At 57.5% G+C, this 25,969-nt stretch carries 18 protein-coding genes and 2 pseudogenes; 7 read left to right on the top strand and 13 right to left on the bottom strand.

Annotated features, from left to right (window positions below; translation table 11 throughout):
• Window positions 1-374: 374 nt before the first annotated feature.
• The 5 genes from ACNJX8_RS08775 (at window position 375) to ACNJX8_RS08755 (ending at window position 6,662) form a co-directional block, all read left to right on the top strand.
• Window positions 375-749, top strand: a complete 375-nt coding sequence (locus ACNJX8_RS08775; protein WP_439360279.1) for a Nif11-like leader peptide family natural product precursor — start codon at window positions 375-377, stop codon at window positions 747-749.
• A gap of 1,800 nt (window positions 750-2,549) precedes the next feature.
• Window positions 2,550-2,696: a hypothetical protein gene (locus tag ACNJX8_RS08770; RefSeq protein ID WP_439360278.1), complete on the top strand. Its 147-nt coding sequence runs from the start codon at window positions 2,550-2,552 to the stop codon at window positions 2,694-2,696.
• Window positions 2,697-2,768: 72 nt separating this feature from the next.
• Complete coding sequence (locus ACNJX8_RS08765; protein WP_439360277.1) at window positions 2,769-3,326, top strand: lasso peptide biosynthesis B2 protein; 558 nt, start codon at window positions 2,769-2,771, stop codon at window positions 3,324-3,326.
• A 20-nt stretch (window positions 3,327-3,346) separates the two neighbouring features.
• On the top strand, window positions 3,347-4,978 hold the full coding sequence (locus ACNJX8_RS08760) for an asparagine synthase-related protein (RefSeq protein WP_439360276.1): 1,632 nt from the start codon (window positions 3,347-3,349) through the stop codon (window positions 4,976-4,978).
• Window positions 4,965-6,662 (top strand): ABC transporter ATP-binding protein, encoded by a 1,698-nt coding sequence (locus ACNJX8_RS08755; protein WP_439360275.1) that lies wholly within the window; start codon window positions 4,965-4,967, stop codon window positions 6,660-6,662. Before ACNJX8_RS08760 ends, ACNJX8_RS08755 begins: the two co-directional genes overlap by 14 nt.
• Here the strand turns inward: ACNJX8_RS08755 and ACNJX8_RS08750 are convergent.
• From ACNJX8_RS08750 to ACNJX8_RS08735, 4 genes are all read right to left on the bottom strand, one after another.
• Window positions 6,571-7,266, bottom strand: a complete 696-nt coding sequence (locus tag ACNJX8_RS08750) for a GntR family transcriptional regulator (RefSeq protein ID WP_439360274.1) — start codon at window positions 7,264-7,266, stop codon at window positions 6,571-6,573. The genes ACNJX8_RS08755 and ACNJX8_RS08750 overlap by 92 nt on opposite strands.
• A 712-nt stretch (window positions 7,267-7,978) precedes the next feature.
• Window positions 7,979-8,116 carry a hypothetical protein gene (locus ACNJX8_RS08745; RefSeq protein ID WP_439360273.1) on the bottom strand — a complete coding sequence of 46 codons (138 nt, stop codon included), beginning with the start codon at window positions 8,114-8,116 and terminating at the stop codon, window positions 7,979-7,981.
• A gap of 649 nt (window positions 8,117-8,765) precedes the next feature.
• Entirely contained in the window at window positions 8,766-9,074 is a 309-nt protein-coding gene (locus ACNJX8_RS08740; RefSeq protein WP_439360271.1) for a hypothetical protein, read from the bottom strand.
• Between the two features lie 214 nt (window positions 9,075-9,288).
• Window positions 9,289-10,029, bottom strand: a complete 741-nt coding sequence (locus ACNJX8_RS08735; protein ID WP_439360270.1) for a GH12 family glycosyl hydrolase domain-containing protein — start codon at window positions 10,027-10,029, stop codon at window positions 9,289-9,291.
• A 104-nt stretch (window positions 10,030-10,133) separates the two neighbouring features.
• Here ACNJX8_RS08735 and ACNJX8_RS08730 point away from each other — a divergent pair, with 104 nt between their 5' ends.
• A complete protein-coding gene (locus ACNJX8_RS08730) occupies window positions 10,134-10,412 on the top strand; it encodes a hypothetical protein (RefSeq protein ID WP_439361851.1) in 279 nt (92 codons plus the stop codon).
• A 579-nt stretch (window positions 10,413-10,991) separates the two neighbouring features.
• Window positions 10,992-12,320: an MFS transporter gene (locus tag ACNJX8_RS08725; RefSeq protein WP_439360269.1), complete on the top strand. Its 1,329-nt coding sequence runs from the start codon at window positions 10,992-10,994 to the stop codon at window positions 12,318-12,320.
• A 1,001-nt stretch (window positions 12,321-13,321) separates the two neighbouring features.
• Here ACNJX8_RS08725 and ACNJX8_RS08720 read toward each other — a convergent pair.
• From ACNJX8_RS08720 to ACNJX8_RS08680, 9 genes and pseudogenes are all read right to left on the bottom strand, one after another.
• The gene (locus tag ACNJX8_RS08720; protein WP_128947667.1) at window positions 13,322-13,528 is read right to left on the bottom strand and encodes a hypothetical protein; all 207 of its coding nucleotides are present in this window, start codon (window positions 13,526-13,528) and stop codon (window positions 13,322-13,324) included.
• Window positions 13,529-14,250: 722 nt separating this feature from the next.
• Window positions 14,251-16,473, bottom strand: a complete 2,223-nt coding sequence (locus ACNJX8_RS08715; protein ID WP_439360268.1) for a hypothetical protein — start codon at window positions 16,471-16,473, stop codon at window positions 14,251-14,253.
• Window positions 16,474-17,110: 637 nt separating this feature from the next.
• Complete coding sequence (locus ACNJX8_RS08710) at window positions 17,111-17,464, bottom strand: hypothetical protein (RefSeq protein WP_439360267.1); 354 nt, start codon at window positions 17,462-17,464, stop codon at window positions 17,111-17,113.
• Window positions 17,465-17,745: 281 nt separating this feature from the next.
• Window positions 17,746-18,987 carry a cytochrome P450 gene (locus tag ACNJX8_RS08705; RefSeq protein WP_439360266.1) on the bottom strand — a complete coding sequence of 414 codons (1,242 nt, stop codon included), beginning with the start codon at window positions 18,985-18,987 and terminating at the stop codon, window positions 17,746-17,748.
• Window positions 18,988-19,321: 334 nt separating this feature from the next.
• Window positions 19,322-20,203 (bottom strand): pantoate--beta-alanine ligase, encoded by an 882-nt coding sequence (locus tag ACNJX8_RS08700; RefSeq protein ID WP_439360265.1) that lies wholly within the window; start codon window positions 20,201-20,203, stop codon window positions 19,322-19,324.
• 205 nt (window positions 20,204-20,408) lie between these two features.
• A complete protein-coding gene (locus tag ACNJX8_RS08695) occupies window positions 20,409-21,890 on the bottom strand; it encodes a pentapeptide repeat-containing protein (protein ID WP_439360264.1) in 1,482 nt (493 codons plus the stop codon).
• 734 nt (window positions 21,891-22,624) lie between these two features.
• Window positions 22,625-23,724 (bottom strand): annotated as a pseudogene (locus ACNJX8_RS08690) (IS630 family transposase).
• A 278-nt stretch (window positions 23,725-24,002) separates the two neighbouring features.
• Window positions 24,003-25,160, bottom strand: a complete 1,158-nt coding sequence (gene nolL / locus ACNJX8_RS08685) for a nodulation factor fucose acetyltransferase NolL (RefSeq protein ID WP_439361850.1) — start codon at window positions 25,158-25,160, stop codon at window positions 24,003-24,005.
• A gap of 159 nt (window positions 25,161-25,319) precedes the next feature.
• A pseudogene (locus ACNJX8_RS08680) lies at window positions 25,320-25,665 on the bottom strand (IS630 family transposase); the annotation flags it as partial.
• Between the last annotated feature and the right edge of the window lie 304 nt (window positions 25,666-25,969).

Raw genomic sequence — 25,969 nt, 5'->3', positions numbered from 1 at the left:
GCGACGCCTCCAGTGCCTCCGATCCTGCGCGCCATGATGCAACCTCCGACTGACAACCGGAGCTACATCGGTCAAGCGGAATGTTACATCCTCAGGATGCGAACGGCCGACTTTGTCCCGGCTGCTATTGACGCAGCGTGATGCAGATGGCGCTCGTGCAAGGGCGCGCTTAGAGGAAGCGGACATTTCAGCGGCGACTTCGACACTGAGCGCTTGTTAGGTTCGAGACCAATGTCGGCAAGTTGACGATACGCACGGTCAGACAAAGCGGAAACAGCAATTTCAGGTTGGTATGCGGATTGCTTTGTTACGGCGTCATCACCGATCGCTTCCAAGGCGACGGATAGGTAGCAACATCTAGCAGAGGCCCGGCTATGTCGCAGGCTGAGGTAGAACGGTTTGTCAAGAATCTAGCGAAAGAAGGTAATCTGCTCGAAAACCTTAAGCAGAGTGCTACAGGTCTTGCACCGATTGTAGCGGTCGGAAAAAGCCACGGCTACGATTTCACGCTTGACGAGGTTAGGAGCTGCATCCGAGTGCCAGGCCGACACGAGTTGATGCAGCTCGACGCGGTTGTCGGCGGCAAGCCGGATTTGAGCGGTGCGGGCTTGAGCAGGATTGTGCATACCGCTGCGTTGGCTAATTCCAAGTCGGAGGCACCCACGAGCGCCGTGCAAGCCGCGGAAGCGGGCCGTGACCTAGTCGCTATCATTTTACTTATTGTAGTTGTTGTCGCGGTCGCGGCCTGACATATTTTTAGCTCTGATCGCATTGGCTGTCCAATGCCCCTGCAGTTCCACCGCGCTGTCGAAAACATGGAAATTTGGAGTGCACGCAGCGGCGGCTACTCGTTCGTTATAAGCTTGCAGAGCCCGACCGGTCCTGGCTTTCGCGGAAGGTTCGGCTACGTCGCTTCGTGGCGTCCGCTTGACCAGAGCCGTGGCTCGATCAGGGTGCTCGGCTCGCCGCTGCAGAGCTTCGCTGAGGCCAAGGACGCCTGCAACAATATGCTCAATTACCTGAGAGACTGAACAGATTTCTGGTCGCTGAAAATGGGAGCATCTTAAAGATGCTGCAGCCGCGCCGGGTGCTACCCAGGATGTTCACCGGTCGGGACGTACTTTGTAGCGATTGAGATTATCGCGGCCGATTTGAGCGGGCGCTACACGTTCTATCCGTCGGACGGGCTTGCTTCCAAATCGAGCTCATGTGGATGATCTTGAAGATCATCTGCCGTCCCTCACGCCCGTCGGAGCAAACATGTTCGTCGAAGGCTCGACAGATTTGTTCGCGTTTCCCAATCCGGTAGCTAAGCCGTACCTCAGGATCGTGATCCACAAGACGCCCCTAGCGAACGGCTGGGCCACCTACCGGATCTATCCACGAAATGATCACCACATCCATACGCGGTTGCGAGCCCGAACAGCTTGATGACAAGGGCAGGACAGTCGTAACACCGGAGTCCCAATGACTTCACTGATTTTGCCGTCCTGCCACGCCTGTTTGCGGCGGCCGCGGTAGTTGTGCTGCCAGATCGTCGCCGAAGCGACCGGCCGGGGAGCGGGCTTTGGGCGTTTGGCGGGCAGTGACCAGAGCCGCGCTCTGGAGCTATCCGGTTGGCATGGCGCTCTTTCGCCAGCGATTCAGCCTGCGCGTTATTTCTTTCGACTATTCGTGCGGACCGGGTAGGACTAACCTACGCAGTGGCTAGACAGTCATTGATACCGGCTACTGCCTATCCCGGCGCGACCCTGCCCCAACCTGAATACGGAGTAAAGACAAATGCAAAATGGTAAGACGGTACAATTTGAGCAAGAGGTACTTAACTAGCTTCAGTCCATGGAGGTCGAGCTGGCGCTCCGGGGCGGCATGAACACCCTACCTGAACAGCCAGAACAGAATATAGAGGGAGGGTGAGGATGACCGTACGGGCGGCAGCTCCGGATTCATTGCATAAGAAGCGAACTAACGTTTTCACCGTGCTCCTTTCTAAGGTTTAGCCTCAGAGCTTTAGCCGCCATTTGTTCAAGTAAGAAAAATCTCGATCGTTATCGTCGAACAGCTCTTTGTAGGAACGAACCGTATATGCGCGCACTCTGCAATATTGCCGCCTAATCTCGCCATCCTGCATCAGCTGCGCGCGCTCGGATTGCACGGCAACGACATGCCGCGGGCCTTCATATAAGAGGCGCCGATGACTTCGCCGCCGCAGCGTCCGCCGACAGTAGTCGTCCCCCTTTCAGCTTGTCGCGGGCGCTTTCTTGGCAAGTTTTGATGAAAACCGGCGATGAAACCTTCCCTCGAACTAATCCTGGAAGGCTCAGGGCACGCATGATCATAGGTGATTGAATCGCCCGCTAATCGTCCCTTCGGCCGCTGGCGGCAAACGCGCCACCTAATTGCCTCGTCGCCCCAATCCCGCATCTTCCGCAACGTCAAACTATTTTTCGAATCGCTCGACATCATACCAAAAAAATAAAAGCCCTATTTTATATCACGATGCTAGCTTCCGCGCGCTGGCGATATGCCGGTCACTCTGGAGAAAGTGGATGAATACAACCGCTATCAATGACGCCGCTATCAATGACACGCTGCAGGACCTCGGGGACGCCACCGAGCTCACAAAAGGCTTTGGGGGCTCGTGGCGCGCAGAACACACGACCGGTGATTATTATTTCGTGGATGATTCCGATTGATGCGGACCGTCTTGATGGGATGGACTTCGGCCCATCCCATCAGTTTGAGACGGTGGGCAAGGGATCGCTGCTGTGAGCGACATATTTCATGCGTGGTCTAACGGGCGTTGGATCAGCCTCGACCTGCAATCCAATCGTTACAGCATGGCGAGCACATCTGCAGCTTGTCCGGAGGAGCGTGAACGGCTAACCGAGACGACGGCAAAGTTGCGCGATTGCCTGAGTTCACCGCCAGCCTTTCTCCCACCCCTCCATCTGGTGTGGCACTATGCGCGTGCGGCTCATGCTGCTCGCTTCATTCGCAGCCAGACCATCGCTCGTCAACTCGACTTTTTACGTGCCTCGCGGCGGGGTACGGCACCGGTGTCCATGGGAATCGAAACAATCCATTACTACGCCAGCGTATTCCAACATCTGCGCAATCTTCGGTTCCGCCGCCCGCGCTGTCTTGAGGATTCCGTAGCGGGCTATCTGTTTTTCTATCCCTACATCGCATCACTCGAGCTCCTCGTGGGTGTGAAGCAGCCACCTTTCAGAGCCCACGCCTGGCTGCAATCTGGCGACCTCATTTTGAACGACGCGAAGCGTGTTGTGGAGGAGTACAGCGTGATCTTGAGATTCGAGAAATGAGACTCAATGTAGACGGGCTCTTGGATTCAGCCAAGGAGCTTGCCACCATCATTGTAAACGGCCGCGTGGAAATCACGGTGCTCAACGATATTGTTGACGCCGAGACCGGCATGCCAACTGAATTGGAGCCAACACACTTCAAAGGCACGTCTCTGCCGGAGATTGTCGCTTTGCTGCAGGAGCGGTACGCTGGCGATGCGGCTTTCATTGTTCGCGCGCCAAGTGGCATCGCGATCGTACGCCCCCCTTTCTCGGAGATCTCCATCTTCTACCAGGTCAGAAATGATGAGATTGAGTGCTGGGCAGGACTGAAGCTGCCAGATGCCGCCTTGGCGCAACGCCAAGCCTTCAACTTTGGCTATTTGACTGGCCTGATCTGCAACGCGTCCTGGTTGACCCCGGAAACAGGGTTGTGTGGGATTTTTGAGCTACTGAGTGGCGCGGCGCTCATCGTCTCAAGGGGGACTTTTCGGCAAGTCGATTTTCTGGCGGGCGCCGTAGCCAGGCTCAACACCTCGGCGGTCTCTTTCAAGGATGACGTGGCCAGCTTTCGCCAATTGATCTCGGCGAGCGTCGCTCACAAAACGCGCCGCTATGGCGATGCTTTCAGTATTGAATGTTCCGGGGGCCTTGATTCGTCGGTAGTGGCGCTGGCTGCGGCTGACCTCCATCGAAGCAGGCCCCTTTCCCTCCTGAACAGCTACTCAGAGACGGACGTCAATGGTGACGAACGCTTCTTTTTTGCCGCGCTAGCCGAGCAGGTGGGCGGCGTGCCAACCTATGTCGAAACGAATGCTCGCTCGTCGATGACCCACCTATCGTCAGAATTGCTGGCTCCAACGCCGCGACCTTGTAAGTTAGCGGCCACGATCGCCACAACGGCTCAACTTCATGAGGCTGCGCAGGCTGCAGGATCGCGCCTGGTGCTCACAGGAGATGGAGGCGATCAACTATTTCTCAGAATGCGCCGCTTGACGATGGCCAGAGAGCTGCTTGCCGAATCCCGATCGCCACAAGAGGCATTGCGCGAGCTCGCCGGCCTTGCGATTCAGGCTCGAGCGTCTGTCTGGCGTGTTCTTCGCGAGGTGATCACCGGTCGGAGCGGCCGGGACTTACGCCGGCAGATGCTCGGTGAGCATCGGCCGCAGTCGCCTGTCGCGTCAGTGCGGCCGGATTTGGGTGCAGAGCTCGTACCAGGCGCCAGGTCCCTACGCCACCTGCCGACGACGCGATTGTTTCAGTTCTTCGGCATGCGTAACGCGGAGCTCAATCGCATCGCACTACGAGACATTTCGGTAGAAGAGCGAAAGGCGTTTGTATTCTGGCCGCTCATCAAGGCAGGTCTCGTCACGGCTCGCCGACATCATCACTCAAATGGAATTGATCGTGCACTTGAGCGCGAGGCCTTCCGGGAACACTTGCCCGACGTGATCTACTATCGGGTTGGCAAAGGTGCCGGGCGCGACATGCTAATGCGGTACGAATATGGTGCCTTGGTGTCACGTGTCGAGCGTAGTGCATTGTATCGGCAAGGCTTGATCTCCCGCGATCTCCTCCGTTCTGCTATCGACAATTTGTCTTACGACTCAGCATTTGCACTCGTTCGTCTCTGCGCTGTTGCCGATTGGATGGACCTTTATGAACTGGGGTAAGCCGCTCTTGCCCCCGCTCCAATGGGACATAGTCAAGACGAGCCTGCAATCTTCCCGCCTTCTTGTCGCGGGCTTCTTGCTCACGACCATTGCAGCGTCTGGCTGCACGGTCGCCGGGCCGCTCTTGTTCTCACGGGCCGTCGACCGGCTGGCCAGCGCGCCGCCGCTTCTTACGCTCAGTTTGCTGTTGCTGTTTGCCATTACGGCCGCGCTTGCTCGGTGCTTGCAGGAGGTCAAGGCGGTTCTGTTGAACAGGCTGGAACAGGACGTTCGTAATCTCTCCAGCAAGAAGATCATGGCCGCTCTGGTGAGTGCCAAGGGATCGCTGTTTGCTCAAAACAATTCGAGCAAGATTTCGGCAATGGTAGAGAGTTGGCAGCAGTCCAATAAGATCTACATCCAGCTCTATTTGATGGTGCTAATGGGCGGGGTCGCCGATGTTGCGTTCTCGTTCCTTGCCGTCGGTGGAGCAGCAAATTGGTTTGTGGCGCTGTTCGTTCTAGCCTACGGCGCCGTCCTCGTGTTGATAACGTGGAAGAGCAATAGAGTTACAAAGGTGTATCAGGCTGAGGCACAGGCCTCAAGTAACGAGGGCTCGAACGTTTTAGGAAATGCAATCGAAAACATCATTTCGCTCAGGGCGTTCCGCGCTCAACCCTGGATAGCTGAGTTGTATGACCGCCAGGCCGCCGCCACGCGCCGAGCCTGGCTCACGTTCTATGGAGTCCGGTTGCGCTACGGCGCTTTGCAAGCGACCCTCTTGTTCGTTCAGTATGCCTCGATCTTGGGACTTTCGTTGTGGCTCTATAACCGGTCGGGCGAGATAGGTGGGCTCGTCATGGTGAGCATGATCCTGGTTCAACTGAACCGGCCCTTCGAGCTTATCGGCATGTCAATTCGGGACATCGTCGTTGCGCGTGGCATGGCCCGGCCGCTGCAGGCGCTGCTTGATGCCCATGCCCCAGCGGCACGACCCGCTATGCTCAAGCGTACTATGCCGATATCGGGCTCACTCACCATTTCCATCAGCGCGCTTTCGTTTGGTTATGAGCGAGCCGCCTCGCCGCTTCTCTCTGGGATAACGGGCGAGTTCAAGCCCGGCGTCATCAACTTCATCATCGGACGGTCGGGCACTGGCAAATCGACGCTTATGCAACTCCTGTTAACAATGCATCAAGGCTACAGCGGCCTGGTACGCGTTGGCTCTCTGGACCTGGCCACGATCGATCCGGAAGATTACTTGGCGCACGTAGGTTACGTGCCCCAAGAGCCTATGATAATGAATCTGAGTATCCGCGAAAACATTCTGCTGGGCCGCCCGTTTTCCGATGCGGACGTATTCCGCGCCCTAGAATGCGTCCATCTGGCTGATAAGGTGACCTCCTTGCGGGACGGTTTGGACTACCGCGTCGGCGAGCGGGGCCAATTGCTAAGCGGCGGCGAGAGGCAGCGCCTTGCGATCGCCCGTGCACTCATCGCAAGGCCCCAGCTGTTGCTCCTCGACGAGGCCAGTTCCGGGTTGGACGAGCAGACCGAGCGCGGAATCTTCGCCGAACTTCGGCAACTCGCGTCGGACACGACGATCATAGCAATCACGCACCGCCGGGGCGTGATAAGTCCACATGACTACGTGCTAGATTTGTCGTGGTCGGCATCCGCGAGAGCCTCGCCTGCGCTCGCATAACTTCCGTGACCCGGCGCCTGAAAAAGTCCTGGATAGCACGGGCTGCGCCTTTGTGCTGCCCTTCGACCATCAACGCACTAATACTTTGGCTTTCGACAAGCAAATCGCTGTAGTACGGACGTGTTCCCATTGCGCGTGAAAGGTAGACATAAACGACGTCCGCGACGTGATCCGCAATGTGGCGATGCTGTTTGACCAGCAACGCGCGCCGATAGCACTCGCCTACTTTCAAGAAGAGTTTGGCGGGATCCTCATTGCTTGCGTAGATGGGCTCAATTTCACCGCAGAAGCTTGCCGCCACTTCATCAATCAGCTTCGCCTTGGTGAAATCGCTGATGCTATCGACATACATTTGCGACAGCATATTGCAGAACAGGATGGCTTGATGTGGGTCGATCGGCCTGGCGTTGAACCCCTTGTGGTCGACATTTTGCACCACATCGCGCTCAGTCAGCCTTATCAAAGCCTCTCGTACGGGCGAAATTCCGACGCGAAGCTCATCGGCAATGTCGGCAGGCTTCAAGGCTGTGCCGGGTAGCCAATGGCCCAGTAATAGACGCTCGCGCAAGGCCTGGAATACTGGATGCTGTGTCTCAAAAGCCATGATTACTCGCCCGTTCAACCGTCCTGACTGAGGCGGCCAAGGGAGCCTCACCTCTTGGCATAGCTCAAGCCGGCCCGGAAGCCATGCGCGGTCCGGTCCGCGACGAAATGGCTGCTAGGATAGGCCGCCATGGCAAGCCGTCCCTACCCATCTGAGATACAACTTGACGCTACGTGCGATTCAAGGGAGCTGAGGCCGTTAAACTGGACCATTTTTGGCTAGAGTTTTCGCCGCCGAATCCTCTCGGCTGGGAGGAGCGACAAACGATGAAGCCTCAAAATTTTCCGACACCCGTCTTCCTCAGCGCTGCGCAACGGTCGTATCGGGAATCTGCGTCGCACTGTTTAGTTTTTTCAAGTAGTGGGTCGCGAACTGGACCTTCTGGTAAGGGGGCAGCTTGATGGCGTGCCTCTCTCGCGCGTTCCGCGATTTTGCTTGCCAGTTCCTCCGTCTCGCGATCCATCTGAACAGGCGGCACCTTCGGCAAATTTGTCGATTGCTCGCCCATAGCTTTCTGTGTCTCTGCGTGCCAGGTCAGGGCGGCGACCAGCGGGTTCTTGAAGGCCCTCCGGGATATCGCTTCCCGGCCAGGCCCAGGCCGCCGTAGGCTCCCCCTTTCCTTTACGGAGCAATTTCAACGAACCGCTCAGTCTGGGCAAGTGCCGCCCTCAGTTTTGTTGCTGGCGCGATCGCCGTCCCGATCGCGGAGCAGTCATTCCGGTTTTTTGTAGTAAAGCGAGATCAGCAGATCATCCTCACCTACCCGCAGCATCACCTCTGCCAGCTTCGGCGGAACGCCAAACGGTGATCCACCGAACGAATCTTTGCCGGAAGCAAGACGCGCGTACACACTGATGCCGCCAAAGCGCTCCCAGAAATCGCCGGATTAGACACTAAGACCACGCGCACGGTATAAATGCCACCAATACAAAACTAGAAAGAACCGGTGGCTCCCATTCGTAGTGAATTGGACATGTTTTCTAATGACCGGGTCAGCGAAACGGACATTCTGGCCGCCCATTTCAAGAGCGTCTGAGAGGGCCTCGACCAGCGCTATCGATCAGCCAGAAGACTGGCGCGAGGTGGAAGCAACGCGAGACAGTCACCGATTGTTCGAATGGCTCCAAGGAAGCCAACCGACGCCAGGCTCTTCGATGCCAGATTGACGGAGCAATGCCACGCCGAGCAAGGCTGATAAAGCATAGCCAAGGCCCGGCAATATCAGCGTGTCCCCGTAGCCTAATCTCGCCGCGACAAAGCCGCTCGCTGCGAAGCCTACCAACGCGAACGCCGACATCATTGAAGCCAGGATGTGACATCTGTCCCCGGCTTCCCCGGCCGGGCGATCCCGAGAAACCAGTTCGTGAATGTAACATGCTGAACAGCGAGTGCCGCGAATACGATCCCAAGGCTCGCGACGGCGCTCACGCGAACGCTGACGTAGCGCTCGATCATCGCAAGTGCGCCAAAACTGATGGCCATAACTGCGCAGCCCCAGATCAAACCGCGGTGCGACGCCATTCGGCCGAGGATCGCGCGGGTTCGGCCTCGGTCCATTCGCCGGCGCAGCCGAGCGTGAACGGCAGACTATGCCGCGCCACCGCGACGCCGTTCTCGAATTGGCTTTTGTATTGCGGATCGATCACGGCACTGAATTCGACCGCGCTGGCGACCTGCTGGGCCGGCGTCATCGCGGTGAACCCGAAGGAATTGGCACCTCCATACATGCAGGCACCGAGCAGGACACCGCGGCCGCCGCGGTTGAAGCGAGTGTGCCGCGGATGCGCGGTAATGACTGACGTCCTCATATGGTTGCCTTCCCTCCACTCGGAGCGTTTTGGAGACCTCAATGTAAGCAACCCGACACACGAACTGCTCGATCGAACCGCAGCAGTGGGTTTGTGCTAAGGGCCGCAACACCAAGCCGCTTCGGAAAGGCATTGCGATTCAGTCACACTGCCGAAGCGGCGAACTACGTGGAGCGCGGAGCTACGGTGCTCGGGTTCTATGGCCACAAAGCGGTTACTTCGAGGTCACGGCCCAATGGTTGACGTCGAAGTTTAAGCCGCCTGGGGCTGAGGTTATCTCAACACCATATTGGACGCTGCCGACGACTATATCGGCGAAATACCCTTTCGATCTTATCCATAGCAGGATACTCTTGATGTCCACGGTCTCTGCGTTGGCCTTGGACGCGCGCAGGAACGAGATGACCTTGTGGTTGTTCCAGCCTTCAAACACATTCCAAGTCGTCCCTCCCACGTCGACGCCTGTGTGGACTGGAATCGCGGCTCCCCCTGTGGAAGTGTAGTGGTAAGAAATGGGCTTGACATCGCCACTTCCATCGGGATTCCCGGTGTAATTGGTCCAGAGCATTATCTCATAGGTATTCGAGCTGTCCCAAATGTCGTACGCGAAGTTCCAACGGCCGCGAGCCGGGACGCTCTGATCGAAGCTCGAAGTCAGGGTCTTGATCGCGCTCAGCCGTTTACCAACATTGAACGCCTCGTGGGGATAGCTCTTGATGCCGCCGGTATCAGGATGGTTCGACCACACACTCCATCGATCGACCGCATGTACAGAGATCGTCTGAGGGCCAGCACCTTGGCCATATACGTCGTTATTCCAGGAATAGCCATCAAGCGAATAGGTGCCGTATCGATCACTCGAACTCCAGATCGGCGCTTTCGCGGATGCCGGGAATAAACCGATCATGGCCACAAAGGGTAGCGCAAGTACGTTCCGCTTCGACAACTCAGACATTCTAAATCTCCAACTGAGATCTGCCCGTCAGCGACCCATAAGCGAGCAAAAGTGGTGCCAGTGTTCGCGTGCCTCGCGAGGGCTTTCAAGACGCAGATCAAGCTATCAATGCGACGCGATCGTGCTGCACGAAAGCAAGTCGGCCCGCAATCCGCACGCTCCGTGGTTGGGCGATCTGCTTGCTGAAGGAGGCCGGCGCCATTCGTGAATCCGAGAAGCACGGCTGGATGCTGGATCGAGCCGATCCACATGCGCGCGAGCGCGCCTTCGATCTAACCCGCTTCGATACTCCGCAGAGATTCTCGCCCGAGGACGCTCTCGCCGAGCTGCGTGACGTTTTGGCCTCGATCGGCGACATCTGCCCCGATTGCTCCGAACATTAGACCGCACTGCCGAGCCTGCCACGACGCAGTGGGTTAGACGCTGGAACTCGGCGTTCTTGTTGGCGTCCGGGTTAGCTTTATTCCTATGCCGGCACGCCGAGCCAAGCCTGAGTTCGCGTCGGCCCACGCCCTCTAAGCACGTCGCCGCCCCATGGCCCAGCCGACGAGCGCACGATGTCCTGGCTGGAGTCGCCGCCGATCGCTTCCTCAGGGCGGCGATCGCCAGATCAGAGCTGGCGCCATCTGTTCGGCACCCGCCAATTTTGTCGCAAACTCGCCACTGCACAGCAGCGGAATGTCTGGGGCCGCCCGACAACCGCAGCGGGTTCTCTTAACTGTCGTTGCTGGCAAGGGCCGCGATCAGTTCAAGGGTTGAATGGGAGCCGGAAGAGGCAGGCATTTTTATTGCACACGTTATTATGAGCTTCGTCGTGACACGCTTCAGCTACAGGTGGACCGGCGCAGTGGTGGCCGTGTTAGATCATCAACGTAGAGACGTGTCCGGCAAGCGGGATGCAACGCCCGCGACCTTACTGTCGAAATGTTCGTGCCGGGGATCGCGCTCCAGACAGGTCGAGGATGGCCAGGCAATTTACTCGAGAGAAGTTGGAGCCCGTCCTCGTTCCGGCAGACGAACGCTTGACAAGCCGCGCTGTGTTGGGCGCAACGATCGGCAATATTCTCGAATTCTACGACTTCGGGACGTATAGCTTTTTCGCGATCCAGATCGGTCAGGCATTCTTCCCGGCGAGGGACCCTTTCGCCAGCCTCATGCTGTCGCTCGCGACGTTTGGCGCAGGTTTTGTGACCAGACCGATCGGGGCCATCGTGCTCGGCTCGTACTCGGATCGAGTCGGGCGCCGGCCCGCGATGACCGCCAGCTTTGCCATGATGAGCGCGGCGATACTTGTATTGGCTGTTACGCCTTCTTATGAGACAATAGGGATTGCTGCTCCCTCACTGGCCATTTTTGCGCGTTTGCTGCAGGGCTTCGCTCTCGGAGGTGAAGTCGGTCCGACTACTGCCTACTTGATGGAAGCGGCCCCGGCGCAAGCCCGCGGTCTTGCTGTCTCGTTTCAGCCTGCGAGCCAACAGATAGCTGCGACGGCCGGAGCGTTGGTTGGGGAAATACTCTCCCTCACCATGACAAGCGAGGCACTCAATGCGTACGGATGGCGGATCGCGCTTTTGCTCGGCGCCGGTACGCTGCCCTTCGGACTTTGGTTGCGGAGCGCCTTGCCCGAAACGTTGCACCGCCCCGAAGTCCCACCTCCCGTCGTCCAGCCTGTAAGAAGATCGCCTGCCGCTCGCCGCATCATGAGCCTGGGATTCGTCATCTTGGCCAGCTGCACGATTATCACCTACGTCACGGGATATATGACCACCTATGCGCTGAACACCCTGCAAGTTTCCGCGCCTCTCGCCTTTGCGACCCCGCTCGTCAGCAATACAGTAGGAATTGCTGCCGCACTTCTGGGCGGTTGGCTCGCCGACAGGGCCGGGCGCCGACACATCATGATATGGCCGCAGCTCACTGCGTTGCTGATGACCTATCCGGTGTTCTTGTGGATCGCAGAGAGCCGCAGTGCCCTGGCGCTTCTTGGAGGCTTCGGCGCGCTCACCCTCATCGGAACGATTCCGTATAGCGCCTTCTATGTGAGTATGGCCGAAGGTTTGCCCAAGAACATTCGCGGTAGCGCCTTCGCGACGATTTACGCTTTTGCGATAGCGATCTTCGGAGGCACCGCTCAACCCGTCGTCGCCTGGCTGATCCACGTAACCGGAAACGCGCTGGCGCCGGCCTGGTACATGCTTGCCGCTAGCGCAGCCGGGCTCTGTGCCATGCTTATGATGCCCGAGACCGCACCGTCGAAACTTCAGAGCGCTGCGAACAAGTCAAGCCCGTGATAGCATCACGGGTCCTTCCGGCTCATATCGCGGCCGCCCCACACCGTCGGCACATGTAGATCGGCCTGAGAGATGGGGAACGTTGTCTGAAGCATTCGCTTTGCACGAGACCCAGTTCCAACCGCGCCTTCTTCTTGAACTTGCGTTGGCTCTCAAGCTTTCGTTTTCTCCTAAAGAATGGTCCGTTATAGCTGGGTAGCTTTGCGCCATTCGCTGTCAGCTTTGTTCAATGCTTTGAGTCGGTCTGCGACCTAGCGGGACATATCACCGATCACAGCAGCTTCCGAAATACCATGCCCCTTTGCAGGCTCGATAATGCGCCAGGTGAGTTCAGCCACATCCTGTGATGCGCCAGCCGTTCGATACTGCTCGACCGCGTGAACGCAGTTTACGCCAAATCGATAAACTCGCGAGCCTTGCTCACCAGATTCTCCCAAACCGTGTCGGCGGCGTTAGCTAGCAAGTAAGCACCCCTTCTTAAGGGGCGCCGCGGCCCTCTAAAGGCGTGCGCCAAGCAGGCGAAGGGCCCATTACGAATGATGGCTTTGGAGCCATCGGCTGGAAGAGCAACATGGTACGCCCCGCACAAGAAGGCGTGCCATATCAATGGTAACCGCACCAGCTCCAACAGAACTTTCAGATATCAACTTCAGCAATTCTCATCGTTAGCTGTAAAACCGAACACCCATTGCTTGGTCACGTATTTTTGTGGACTGAATTATGAGCCTGGCACCAGCGGCCTTGGCGCTGATTGTTGTCCCGGTGCTGTTCCCAACCGAGTTCGCCAATCATTGGGCAAGGGCTGCGCCAGCAGTGCTCGCGTGACAAGTCTCACCTCGATGTTGTGGCCCTGCTCGGGCGGAATTGTCACCTAAGAGAACATCGAAGATGGCGCGCCTCGCATCGTCTGCAGGGCGCGAAGAGGACGCGACCGCTGTTCCCACGAGCGGTCGGTGTACGAGGCCTCTATCCTCATTCTCCTCTTGGTGAGCTTTCCGTTGTCAGGGCTTCACGCACGCGGGGTCGGTCAAGCAAAAGAAGAGATCGCAGATACCCTCCAACGGGTCCTCCTCGCATTCAGGATATGATGTATCGGCTACCTGCACCTTGGCGTCGACCGGTTGCGCGGCGACCTCAGCGACAAAAGTCGGCACCGCCGCCGTTGCAAGCGCGACGACGCTCGCAGCTACAAACAGCAATTTTTTCATTCGATTCGTTCCCTTGTATAGCCCCAGCCGTCCTCTATGGTCCTATATGACGACCCCGCGATGGTAAAATTGATTGTCTTGATTGGTTCTATCTACGGAATGAATAAGTTTGGACATCTCCGCGGGCTTGATTGAGCCTCAAAGAACCAGCGAAGCCGTTTGTGGTCCGCCCTTCTCCCCGCTCAAAGTGGTCCGCGCATTTCTCGGAGCACTCGCAACTCCCGAACTGCACCCGGACTTCGCTTGCGGGCTGGGACGCAGTGGATTGCATGGGTTCGAGTAGTGCGCTCCCAACGGCCCCTGCGGCACCTTCCGGACGAGATGGACAAGGGAGTTCTTGATCGCCGAGAAGGACTCTAGGCCAAACCGCAAGGCTTCGACCGCCCCGAGTACGTGGCGACAGTGCGGGACCAGGAGGGTAGCGGCTTTGCGGACTATCTGGCGACGCGTTGGTAACCTTGGGAGACGGTGCTGAGGCGCATTGCCCCCGAAGTGGCCTAGCTTCTCGCCCGAGTGCCGATCTTCGCCACGCTCGTAATGGCAGCTTGCTTGTCCGGCGATCGACAATTGTCCGGATCGCCGGCTGACAAGCCTCGCCCAGGCTCCATCCTTTTGGGAGATGGAGCCTGAAAGGCTGGGTGCTGCTCAGGCAATCCGCCGAGCCGATCTGTAGGCATGAAAGCTGCAACTGAACGGCACAATGCCGCAAGACAACCAGCTCACTAGATTCCCAGTCGAGCCATCTGCGCCGACACGTGCTCCGGATCGGGAAGGGGGTGCCACGGATAGGGGCCAGCGGCGGTGCTCAACAAGGACCTACAGAACGCAGGGGTGAGCTTGCCGCGGTGGATCACGACGTTCTCGTACCCCTCGGCGGCTCGAGCGCTCTGCCAGTGCTGATTGTAGCCGCGCTGTTCGTCGGACTTCACGTGGCAAGCGGCGAATTCGCGATCGCCTAGCGTTGCCAATTGCCAGGCATGTACCGGCCGCTTGGTATGGATGTGCACCCACATCGGCCTTGGCGTCGCACCACTGCGCAGCGCCTTGGGCTGCAGCTTGATTTCGAACAGCGTCCCTGGCTCTCCCTTCAAGGCGCGCGGTGGATCCACTGACGCCAGTTCCCCCGCCGCCTGCAACTGTTCAAGGTATTTTTGCGATGGAAACGCATAGGTCTTCATGCAATCACTCGTGATTGCTGCCTTTCGCGCGTTCAATGAGTTTGCCTGTCCCTGCACCTCGGACCACATTCCCTTGAGCCGGACTATTTTCTCGTGCACTTCGCGCACTTGCGCAGCCGTGAGCAGGCCCCGTCGGCGAGGCTCCTCCAGCGCGGCGACACAGGCCTCAATCTCGGAGGCCTGCGTCTGCAAGCGCTTAATGACGCGACCCAAGACGTGTTCGGCGTCCTCGGGCTTCATCTGGCGCGCTTGGGAGACGGCGCTTTGCTGAGCCGGCAGATTGAACTGCAGAAGCTCATCCAATCGCTCAAGTAATCCCGCCAGTGCTTTCCTGGAGGGCGGAGCCTGCCACATCTGGAGGTGCTCGGTAGCAGAGGATGATGCGCGTGCCTCCTCGGCGGTCGCGAGTTTCTTGGTACCGAGATCCGAGAGCACGATAACCTTGCCCGTCTGGGCCGTGGCGGCATTGGGCCCGGCGAGTTGCGGCTCAGACGGGCGGGCCGTCGAACTCGCCTCGCCTGCGGCCGCTGCCCGCTTTCCTTTTCCCTTTCTGCGCGCTGGATTACCTTCGCCGACGACGGCAGTATTTTCCGGCAGCGCAGCCCAAGCCGGCGGCTCAATCGTGGCTTCCGTCTTCGGCTGCAATGCCAGCAGCCGCATGACGTCGTTCGCCGTAACCCACGCACCTTCCACAGTCTCGTCCAGCAACCGCAACGGGAGGTCGGCTCGCGTTCCGGCCTCCCTCAGGCTGGCAACGATGCCGCTCAGTCCTGACGCAAATTCCGAAAGACGCTCCATGACACCTTCCAGAACGGCGCGGTGCTCAGCGTCGAGCGCCGCTCCATCGCTCTTCAGAACGGCGCCGGCCGTCGAGACGAATGCCGGAAAAACATCTTCGATGAAGGTCCCGAGCAGACGCACTCGACCGCTGTCGTCCATGAGGGTGCTGCGCACGTCTGGTTCGAACGTGCTCGCTTGCGAGTTAATCAAGAGCTGCGCGAGAGCTATCCGCGATTGCAGATACATGCACTTCGTATAGAGCGCCCAGCCGGTATGCAGCCTTAGTGCAGCCTCTTCGTTGTTCTGCATCTCGGGCGTGCTACATGGTAACTTGGCAGTAGCTGCGCAGACTGACTGCATCCGCTCCGAGCGCAACGCCTTCTTTCCCCACCACTCCATACACGCCACATAGTGGTCCGCCACGCCTGCAACCACGCGGCTCAGCTGGGCGGGCGAAGCGGTGTCTTTGATCTTGTCGAGCAGGTCTGCTGCTTTCCTTCTGTTCTTCTCCAGCCCGTCGACAATCTTCTTGGCCACCTGGTCACATTCGTTGGCCGCGTCCAGCGTGTCATCGCGGAGCCGGCGAGCCCTGTCGTCCGGCAGAATGCGGCGCGCCAGATCAGTGGGCAGATTCGCGTAGTACTCCAGAACTGTTGAGCCCGCTTTGACGACTTGATCGATCAGCTCTTGCGCCTCGGGCAAGTCCCGGGCGTGCCTGGCGGCTCGACGACAAGTTTCAAGCTCCTCAAGCAAGTTGCTCAATTCTCGCTTTGCTGCCTTGATCTCGTCCCGCGTTGGCGGCTGGATCGCGAGCGCCGAGGTTCTATCTTGAGGCCCGGAGCGCATCCGCTCCACGACGGCGTCGAAGGATTGACTGCGTTCCCCAGGGAACAGGCTGGGCTCCACGCTCGAACTGTTCAATTCCCCGGTGCTGTCGGCTCCTGCAGCCTCAACGTGCGATGTGCCAGCTCGGCCGATGCCCGTCATATTTTATCTCCGATAAAGTAGGGAATGCGCAGTCTGTCTGGATAGACCGCCTGGCTGACGAGTAGCTGACCAAGAACGTTCTCCCGGATGCAAAAGAAAGCCGATGTCGCCTTGGGTTCCATTTCCATCGCAGCTCCTGTGTTGCTGAAGACAGCGATGCGGGATGACTGCGTCAGTTGCGGGATAATCAACTGAGATACGTGACCGCGGCCTGACGTGCCCTGGTCAAGATCTGTACTGCGGACCGCGGCAGTATCGGCCGCGAGGCGATCCGTAAAAGTCCTGCCCCTATGCCGATGGCTCTTACGACGCGAACTAGGTCAAGGCATCCCAAAGCTAGAGAGCAGCCAGGAGAGAAGCTCGCCTCCTGAACGGCGAATTGTCGTCAGGCAGAAATGGCCAGCGTATATCGATTGGCTGACCTACGGCCGCCGTACGCGTCCCGCTATCCGGTAAGGAGACTTCGACCGAAGAGCTTACCAACCCAGCGGCCATACACCGATTGTCATGAGACGCTGAACGCCGATCAGCAACAACATTTTTTCCGATCCGAATCGAGCAGAATCGACGTTGCGGAAGTCTTTTCCAACTACATGTCGCCGAAGCCGGCGCCCATCCAGGCCCGGTCAGATCCCCCTTATAGAAATATGGCAGCGAGCGTACCAATCGCGCCGAACATCAGCCCGATCAACGAACCGGTTGTCGGCACCTCTCTAAAGAGCAGAAGGGTGAGCATCGGTTCCACTACCAGAATAGCTCCCACAGATATCGCGACAATGATCCAGATATTCTTCAGATGCATGTAGCCCAGCGCATATCCGAAAACGAGGAGGATTCCACCGAAGGATATCAGGAGAAACATCGGCAACAGCATTGCCAGATCACCGCCGGCCTTCCCAAATTGCCGTGAGGCAATCAACTCGGCGAATATCGAAAGCGCTTCTCCAAGAAAAATCGCTGCCACTGCTACAATCTTCAATATCAAGTTCATCGGCCTCTGCGGTTCCGGCCATCCAAGGCGGCCCGGAGACCCAGCATCGGAGTTACGGTTGGCGATTGGCTTTTCGGCGTCAGGCGCTTGCAAGTCGTGCGCGCGCCACACTATCGCTCCTCACGGCCACTTCAAACATCTGCCCGGTTGATGACTAGACCCCGGCATGCAGCAATTGTTTCGCGTCGATCAAACCATCTTCGCTGCTTGCAGAAGCGAAGATGGTTCAGGACGAGCCCATTCCCACCGCGTGCCGGCTGCCAGACCGGAGCGATCAGGGCCTAGGCTGCAATCCGCACGGGGAGACCGGAATAGCCGTGCACGAAGTTGGACGCAATTCGCTCGGGTTCGCCGACAACCTTGACCTCCAGTCCCGCATCCACAATCTCTTCCCAGAGGACTCTCAACTGCAGTTGCGCAAGATGTCGACCAAGACAGCGATGGATGCCGAATCCGAACGATAGATGCTGCCGCACATTCTTGCGGTCGATGACGAAACTGTCGGCGTTCTCAATGATCTCTTCGTCTCGGTTTCCGGAGATGTACCACATGACGACCTTGTCGCCCTTCATGATCTGTTTCCCGCCTACGATGCTATCGATCGCGGCGGTGCGGCGCATATGTGCGATCGGCGTCTGGTATCGTATAATCTCGGACACGGCGCTCGAGATCAGCTTGGGATTGTCGGTTAGTTTTCGCAGTTCGGAGGGGTACTGACTCATGAACAGGAGGCCGCCGGTAATCGAGTTGCGCGTGGTGTCATTCCCCCCAACGATCAGTAGAATCAGATTCCCGAGAAACTCGCTCGGCTCCATATGGCGTGTGGCGGGCGAGTGCGCCATCAAGGAGATCAGGTCTAGGCGCGGCTCGGCATTGATGCGCTCGTTCCAAAGTCGGGTGAAATAGTCCAGGCACTCGGACAAGATTGTACTTCGCTTGTCCCAGCTGTCGATTGTGTGGCCTGCCTTCGGAGCTGCAACAGCTACGTCTGACCAATAGGTTAGGAGTCGTCGATCCTCAAATGGAAAGTCGAACAGCGTGGCGAGCATTTGCGTCGTCAACTCTATGGAGACCATGTCCACCCAATTGAAGACATCGTTGCGCGGCAAACTGTCTAGAATCGCCCTGACCCGAGAGCGGATCAAGCTTTCGAGTCTCTGCAGGTTTTTCGGTCCGACTATCGGACTGACGGTATTGCGCTGCTCGGCGTGCTGGGGAGGCCCCATCTTGATGAAACTCTGGGTCCAGTGCTCGACAGGCACGTCGACGATAATAACACCTTGCTCTGACGAGAATGCTTTGTGGTTTGTGTCTACCGCTACGATATCCCGATACTTCGTCAGGGACCAATATGGACCATGAGGGCTGTCTTGGCAGTAGTGAACGGGATCTTCCCTTCGCAACCGCTCGAAGCAACCCCATATGCTGTCGTCCTGAAAGCGCTTGGCCTCGCTTACATCCAGTTTGCTCAGCGGGATAACACACGCGTCGTCAGCTCTATGATCTTCCAATCGCCTTGTCATGATCGTCTTCCGGAGATTTTGCTCTCGAGAGCTTACGGATCCAAAGGTCGTCGATTCACCGTTTCGAGCTGCCGTGGCATTTGGCTGCGACGGGCCACTTGAGCAGACTATCTCAAAGTGCGGCTAGCCGACCCTGCCATATCGGGCAGTACGGATCGGATTGACTTTTCAAGTCGATCTACTCAGTGGATCGTGAGAGCTTCACCGCTGGTTGGACCATGGCTGTGCGCTGGAGGCAGCGTAAAGCCGAATGCACAGTCATAAGGTCCCCCTGCGTTTAGGCACGGCCGGAACGGCTAGTCTTGTCAAAATCACGATATGCATAATCGTCTGGCTAGGACTTTTCAGGCAGATCGATCCAGACATCGGCAGGACCATTCAGGAGTGTATCCCGATCTGGAACGTAGATACTGTCGAAGACCCTGAGACCATGAGCCATTGCCGCTCCCACAATTATGAAGGGGAGCTGGACCTGCTCCAGGTCTTCGAAGCTATCAGCGCCAACAATCCGAACAAAATCGAGTTTAAACTGTCGGAACTCTATTTGAGATGTAGCCGACGCTACCAGATCCTTGACGCTCGACGCTCCTTTGGCGATCTCTTTCCTCGAATGGTTGAGTGCCTTGAAGAGACACGAAAGCTCATCAAGCTCGGAGCGGGTAAACCGCCGCAAGCGCGACGAGATGGGCACTCCGTTCTTGTATCTCACGGTGGGCACAAACCGTATCTCGCAATCGAGAAGGAGGTCTGCGACGGCGCGCTTCACTAGGATCGCCTGACCGATATCCTTGAGGCCGAAGTAGCTGCGAGTTGGCCGCGCATAGCAGATCCAGCGGATTGCCCCGGTAACGGCTTCCTTCAAATACGCCTCAGGCCCATCTAAACGCAAATGATAGTCGTCTTGCGATACGAACGTTCGATATCCAGGCGGGAACATTTCGGTGTCGTTCGAGGAAATCACGGCAGTTGCTCCCGCACGTAGGGCAAGTCCAATATCAGCGTCCAAATCGAACTCGTAGCTCCCACCTGGTCTAAGCTGGGTCTTGTTCGGGTAGACTGTGACAATTGCGACGTCATTCTCCGATGCCGCTCTTCTGATCAGTTCTGCATGCCCAAGATGCAGGGCGCCTAGGGTGTGTACCGTCCCAATAGTCTGACCTGTTCTCGCTACCTCCCGGATGAACGCTTTGCCTGCGGAAAGACATCCCAGATGCATTTTCTTACTCCAGTTTTTTTTTGCACGCCGAAAGAGTGGTCTGATCGGTCGGATCGCAGAAGGTCGGCCCTGGGTGTCGTATTGGCCGCGCACGCCAACGAGCCCCAAAGAGCTTTAACGCCTGCTCGCAGCTCGGACCACCGCACCAACAAGCTCTAAGCTCACGGACATTGTAATCCCTTCTATTTTGCGGTTTCCAAAGCAGTCAAGTTGACCCTTCACGGCCACTTCTGATCAACGATGAGAATTCAGCCAGATAGCTTGATGGCTCGCGCGGCTGATCACCCTTCAAAGCGGACTGCAGTCCCGGACATCGGTCGGCAAAAAACGGTGGCTCGAATGTGGTTATCTTAGCACCCGAAAAGTCGACCTTTACGAAGCTGGCCTGGAACGGCGATATCCCACTCAGGTTCGCGTCCCGCAAGGACGATTGGTTCATGCGAATGTATGCGACGCGCGTTGCCTCCAGGTTGCTGTCGGTCATTCCTGCGGCGAGATATGCCTGAACGAGATTGGATCCTTCGAGATTTGCGTGATCCAATGCCATTGATTGCGGGGGATCACCGGTCATCATCGACCTGTAGAGGTAAGCCTGGGAGAGGTCTGCATGTTCAAGATCGCAGTCGCGCACGAAGGCACAGCGACCACGAAATCCCGTGAATTTGGCGGCTCGCATTGTGCTCTCTGTTATCGAAATGCTTTCGCCTGATGCCCGAGACAGGTCCGCTCCATCGAGCTGACAGGAATGAATAGATGCACCGTTCAACACAGCACCGACGAGGTTGGCGTCGGACAAGCTTACGGACAGAAGCCGCGCCTCGGTCAAGTCTGCCTGCTCAAGCTCCGCGCTTGAAAGATTTGACAGATGAACATCAGCGAATGGAGCGCTCAGGGCTCTCGCCGTAATGCGGCCGCTCACCTTTGAGAGTCTCAGATACGGAAGATGAGCGCCTTCCAGGACAAGACCATCGACCGAGGTGGGACGCACGATCGATAAACAGTCCCCCTTTGACTGGAAGAACGAGCAAGCCGCCAGATGTGCCTTCGTGATCGTGACTTGGCTCAGCTTGGCAAAGCGGAAGGAAGCGGAAGGAAGGAAGCATTCATTTATGGTCGAGCCCTGTAATTCCGCGCCATCAAATACAGCATCGCTCGCGTCGCACTGGTAAACGAGAAGTCCACTGAGCATAGCGTTGTCAAAGCGTGTCCTTTTCATGCTACAACCGTGAAACAGACTGCCCGTTGCATCAATTACACTGCGCAGACTGGCATCATCGAAATTGCAGACCTGCGCTGCAATCGCGTGCATATACGCAAAATCGAGCTTGGCCCCGCGGAAACTTGCCCTCTCTAGCCCTGGGCAGATAAGGTTCGCCTCAGAAAGGTCTGCCCGATCCAACTTTGCTCCGTAGAGCTGCGCACGATTGAGTGTACAGCGCCGCAACGGGAAATCTGACAGGTCGTGACCGTTAAAGTTCTCGGAGGATAGCTGCAAACCAATCCCAGTCCTTCTGATCGCCTCCTCGGTTCGCCTCCCGACAGCGGCCACTGCGCGCAGCCGATCGGAAGCTCGGCTCCAGTACCGAACAAACTCGCCATCTGATGAAAGGTTGTTTTTCGACTCCGACCAGTGCTCTGCTCCTTCATTCGCGGTGCACTCGCTATCAGCGCCGATCGTTTGCGACATGTCGACGATTCCGTATTGCCCGGATTACGAGGGTGCCTGCTATTGACCTCTTTTTGCTCGGCCTTTGAGGTACGCTATGCGATTTGTGGCGAACTCGTCGGCGAAATGGCAACACGATGCGTCGATGAGGCACCCTATTGTGTCGGGTGGCCTCCGCAGCCGGCAGACTTGAGCACGTCAGCCGAATTCTAGTCATGCGCCCCACTGCCGTTCACTGCGCTTGTCACCGAGCCGGCAACGCTGACAACGAAACGGTCGTTTGACAGTGCCGACGTCCAGAAGCTACGACTTGTCTCGTCGGCTCTTATCGGCAAATCCACCATCGCTCTCCATACCGAACGCGAAAAAGCTCAAGGTCTTGCTTCTTTTTCAGAATGGACCCCACGGCTTGCGATCGTTCATCTAGGCTGCACTCAGCCCTCACTCGGCGTTACCTCCTTTTCGATAGCAATGACCGTGCCAGCCGCTTCAGTCTCAATTAAGGGCTGAATAGGCGTCATGAAATCGATATTGACGCCGAATGTTTTGAACCTGACAAACACGGTCTCGTTGTCGGGGACCGCACCATGATCGCAGGGTTATCGTAAAAGCGACAATTCCGAGCTCGTTTGCAGGATAGCGAGAGCCGGAAGTCGTTGCGGGAACGGAATCGCTGACTTGCAATTCGACACGCGCGGATCGCCGACATCACGGTCAGCGAGTGTTCAAACTCGGCTAGTACCTCTGCACGGAGATTATGACTCTTTGGCAGGATTTGGGTAGGCGCGTCCCTTTAGCGCGAGCCCTTTCTGTTGTGAACATCCATTTGATGCGAGCGCGTGCTGCGTTTCTCTGCCGTTCCCAGGCGGAGATTTCGTGGCGCAGCCGCTTTGGGTCCTCGATCCTGCGTCGAGGCACTGTCCCCGCAAGACGCCGATCTCGATCTCGACCATATTGAGCCAGCTTGCGTGCTTGGGGGGTAGTGGAACTCGATCCGCCGCAGGATACGCCGTGCTTCAGCGGGCGGGAACGTCTGATAAGGGCGCCGGCTGAGTGGGTCGATAGATCGTCCTGAACGACGCGGATGATCTCGGCATCGGGATAATGGATGTCGACGAGTTCGCGCATGCATTGGGCATAGTCTTTCGCCGTTCGCCGCTCGGTTAGCTTGACCTTCCGCCATGGGCGATGCACGTCGAGGAGAACGAACACATTGACCGTTCCATTGCGCCGATACTCGTAGTCGTAACGTTCGAGCCGATCTGGCTTTGGCGGAATTGGCTGACGCCTCGCCGATGAGCTGCACGGGGCTTTCGTCGAAGCACACTACCGGCCTGCTGGGTCCGGGTGGTTCAGCGTAGAGATCGAGCACGTCCTCCATGCGGGCGACGTATTCGCCATCGACCTGCCGAATGCGCCACATGTCCTTGCGCCAAGGCTTGAGATCATTCTCCGCCAGACGTCGTCGGACCGTCTCGCGCGGCAGGCTTTTGTGTTCGGTGAGCTTGACGAGTGCACCTGCTAGCAGATCGAGCGTCCAGCGGGCACGGCCCTTTGGAGGGGCTGCACAAGCGGTTGCCACCAGTAGGGCTTCTTTCTTGCCCGTGAGCTTGCGGTCCGCCCCGCGTCGCGACTCCTCGCTCAGCGCCTGTTCCAGATTGCCCTCCACGAAACGGCGCTTGGTACGGTACACGGTCGAGCCGCTTACGCCGACGCTCCTGGCGATCTCCTCGTCGCCTGCCCCCGCATCGGCAGCCAGCAAAATCTGGGCGCGCTTGAGCTTGCGAGACGCATGCTTGCCGCCGCTGAGCAGCGCCCTGAGTTCGTTGCGCTCGACTTGATAGCGTACGTTCATGCTTACCTCCCTGAGAGGCAGGCACGAACAACTGAATCGGATGGCCAGCGTGAGTCCTTCGGCAAAAACCTTCACGCCTAAACAGAGGCAGTACCTCGCCTTCATCCACCTTTATACGCGGCTGCACCGCAGACCCCTGGCGGAAACCGACATGCAGGAATATTTCCGCGTCAGCCCGCCTTCGGTTCACCAAATGGTGCTGACATTGGAACGAGCCGGCCTCATCAGAAGGGAGCCAAGGACACCTAGGGGCCTTCTGACCGGATTTGGGCGAAGCTCTACTTGTGCGAGGGCTGACCCGCTGGACGAAGGGCGCGGGGTGAAGCTCCTAGAATGAACTGAGATAGATAGGGAATGTCGCGCACGGTTCGGCGTAGCATCAGCGTGACGAGAACAATCGCTCCCCCTAGAATTCCCGCCACGGCCCACCTCGTTGTGAGATCCGAGGGCTCTGCGTACTGTATAGAATCCATGAGGCGAAATACCGTACCCTGAATCAAGTACAGCACCAGCGTGCTCTGTCCTATTTCCATGGCGATAAAGCGGACCACTCGATTTGACCGGCCAAATCTCCAGCATTGCAAGAAGAGCTCAATCATGATCGCTGAGGCTGCCGCAGAGCCAAAAAGCATCAGAAGCACGTTCTTCGCCGACAGCATATCTTGAACCAGGGCGAGATTGTTGTAGACGTACGTGTCCTTCTGCCAGGCTAGAAAACACACCAGTGCCGCTATGCAGAGAGACGCGATCAAGAGCAGCTTGTAACGGCGTGCTATGCTCGTCCAGCGGTCTCTCGACTGGGCAAATGAGAAGCCCAGGCAGAAAAAAGGGTAAGTATACTTTATAAGAGGAAATATGGAGAATGTCAGGGGCGCAAGCGCGACCACTACGACTGATACGAACAAGATCCAGGGCGAGTAATGATCGAAGATCGAAAGAATTTTAACGAGAAGAAAACAAACGAACGCTGCCCAGATGAACCAGTACGTGCCGGCAACATCGTATAGAAATGGCAAAATGTCGTCCGATGCGTCAGGCGCGCGGGGAAGCACAGCCAACTTTGCTGTCTCCAGGAGAGCGTACCAAAACAGCATGGGCAGCAAGAGCTGCATCGCCCGATCGCCGACGGCTTGCGCCAACGACTTTCGCAACAGCGCACGGCAAGCAAGGTATCCGCTTATCGCCATAAAGAGAGGCATATGGAACATGTAGATCCATTTGAAGCATGGCGAATCCCAAAAGCCTTCATCTCGGTAGAGGATATACTGGATGAGGTGACCGACGATCACCAAAATGATCAGCACTCCTTTGGCGAAATCCAAAGCTAGATCGCGATCGTTCGCCTCTGGCGCACCAAGCGTAGTCGATCCGGTTAAATTTCGTTCAATCACTCGCTGCTGCAGCTTTGCTCCATCAAGATCGATCCGACCGATCATCGTGGAGGCAGTTGCCATCTAGAGGCTACGCTCCGATAGCTGGCTGGCCACCAATGTTCAATTATATGGAGGCGGGTGATCGGTATAAAGAAAGAGGGAACGAGCTATACGAGGGTTTGCCGATTCAAGTCCACCTCGCTACGATCGGCTTGCAGATCGAGCGGTGCCGTTGCGGCGGCACTCATAATCGTAGCGCTCGCGCCTTTCCGGTTCGGGCGGAATCGGTTGACGCACCTCGCCGATGAGCTGGCGGGGGTTTCGTCGAAGCAGACCAGCGATCGCTCGGAATAGGCGCTTCAGCATAGAGATCAAGTACATCTTTCATGCGGGCGACGCATTCGCCATCGACATGGAGAATGCACCACATATCCCTGCGCCACGGCTTGAGGTCATTCTCGGCGAGCCGGCGGCGCACGGTCGCGCCCGACAAGCCGTCATGACCAGAGAGCTTGACCATCCCGTCGGCCGGCAGCGCGGTCAGCGTCCCGCGCCTCCGGCCGGCGGGCGCTTGGTCCGGTTCGATGAGTCAAAATCAGGCGCGCGCTTTATCGAGAAGAAGGGCCACTACCAGGCTTTCATCTATACCTACTCGTACACGTTCGGACGCACACCTGCCGCAACCGACATGCAGCGCCACTTCTGCGTCAGCCCGCCTTCGGTCCACCAGATGATTGTCACCCTCGAACGAAATGGACTCATTCGCCGTCGAGCCGGTGCCCCCAGAAGCATCGAAATCCTCATGCCTCCAGAAAACTCGCCGATCCTAACCTGGCTCGGTATCAAACCGTCAAAATCACTGTGACGAGCTA

It is taken from the genome of Bradyrhizobium sp. SPXBL-04, from assembly GCF_051853035.1.
In the GTDB taxonomy this organism is placed as follows: Bacteria; Pseudomonadota; Alphaproteobacteria; order Rhizobiales; family Xanthobacteraceae; genus Bradyrhizobium; species Bradyrhizobium zhanjiangense.
Note: the sequence above shows the minus strand (reverse complement) of the source record. Positions and strands in the feature narration are given on the sequence as shown.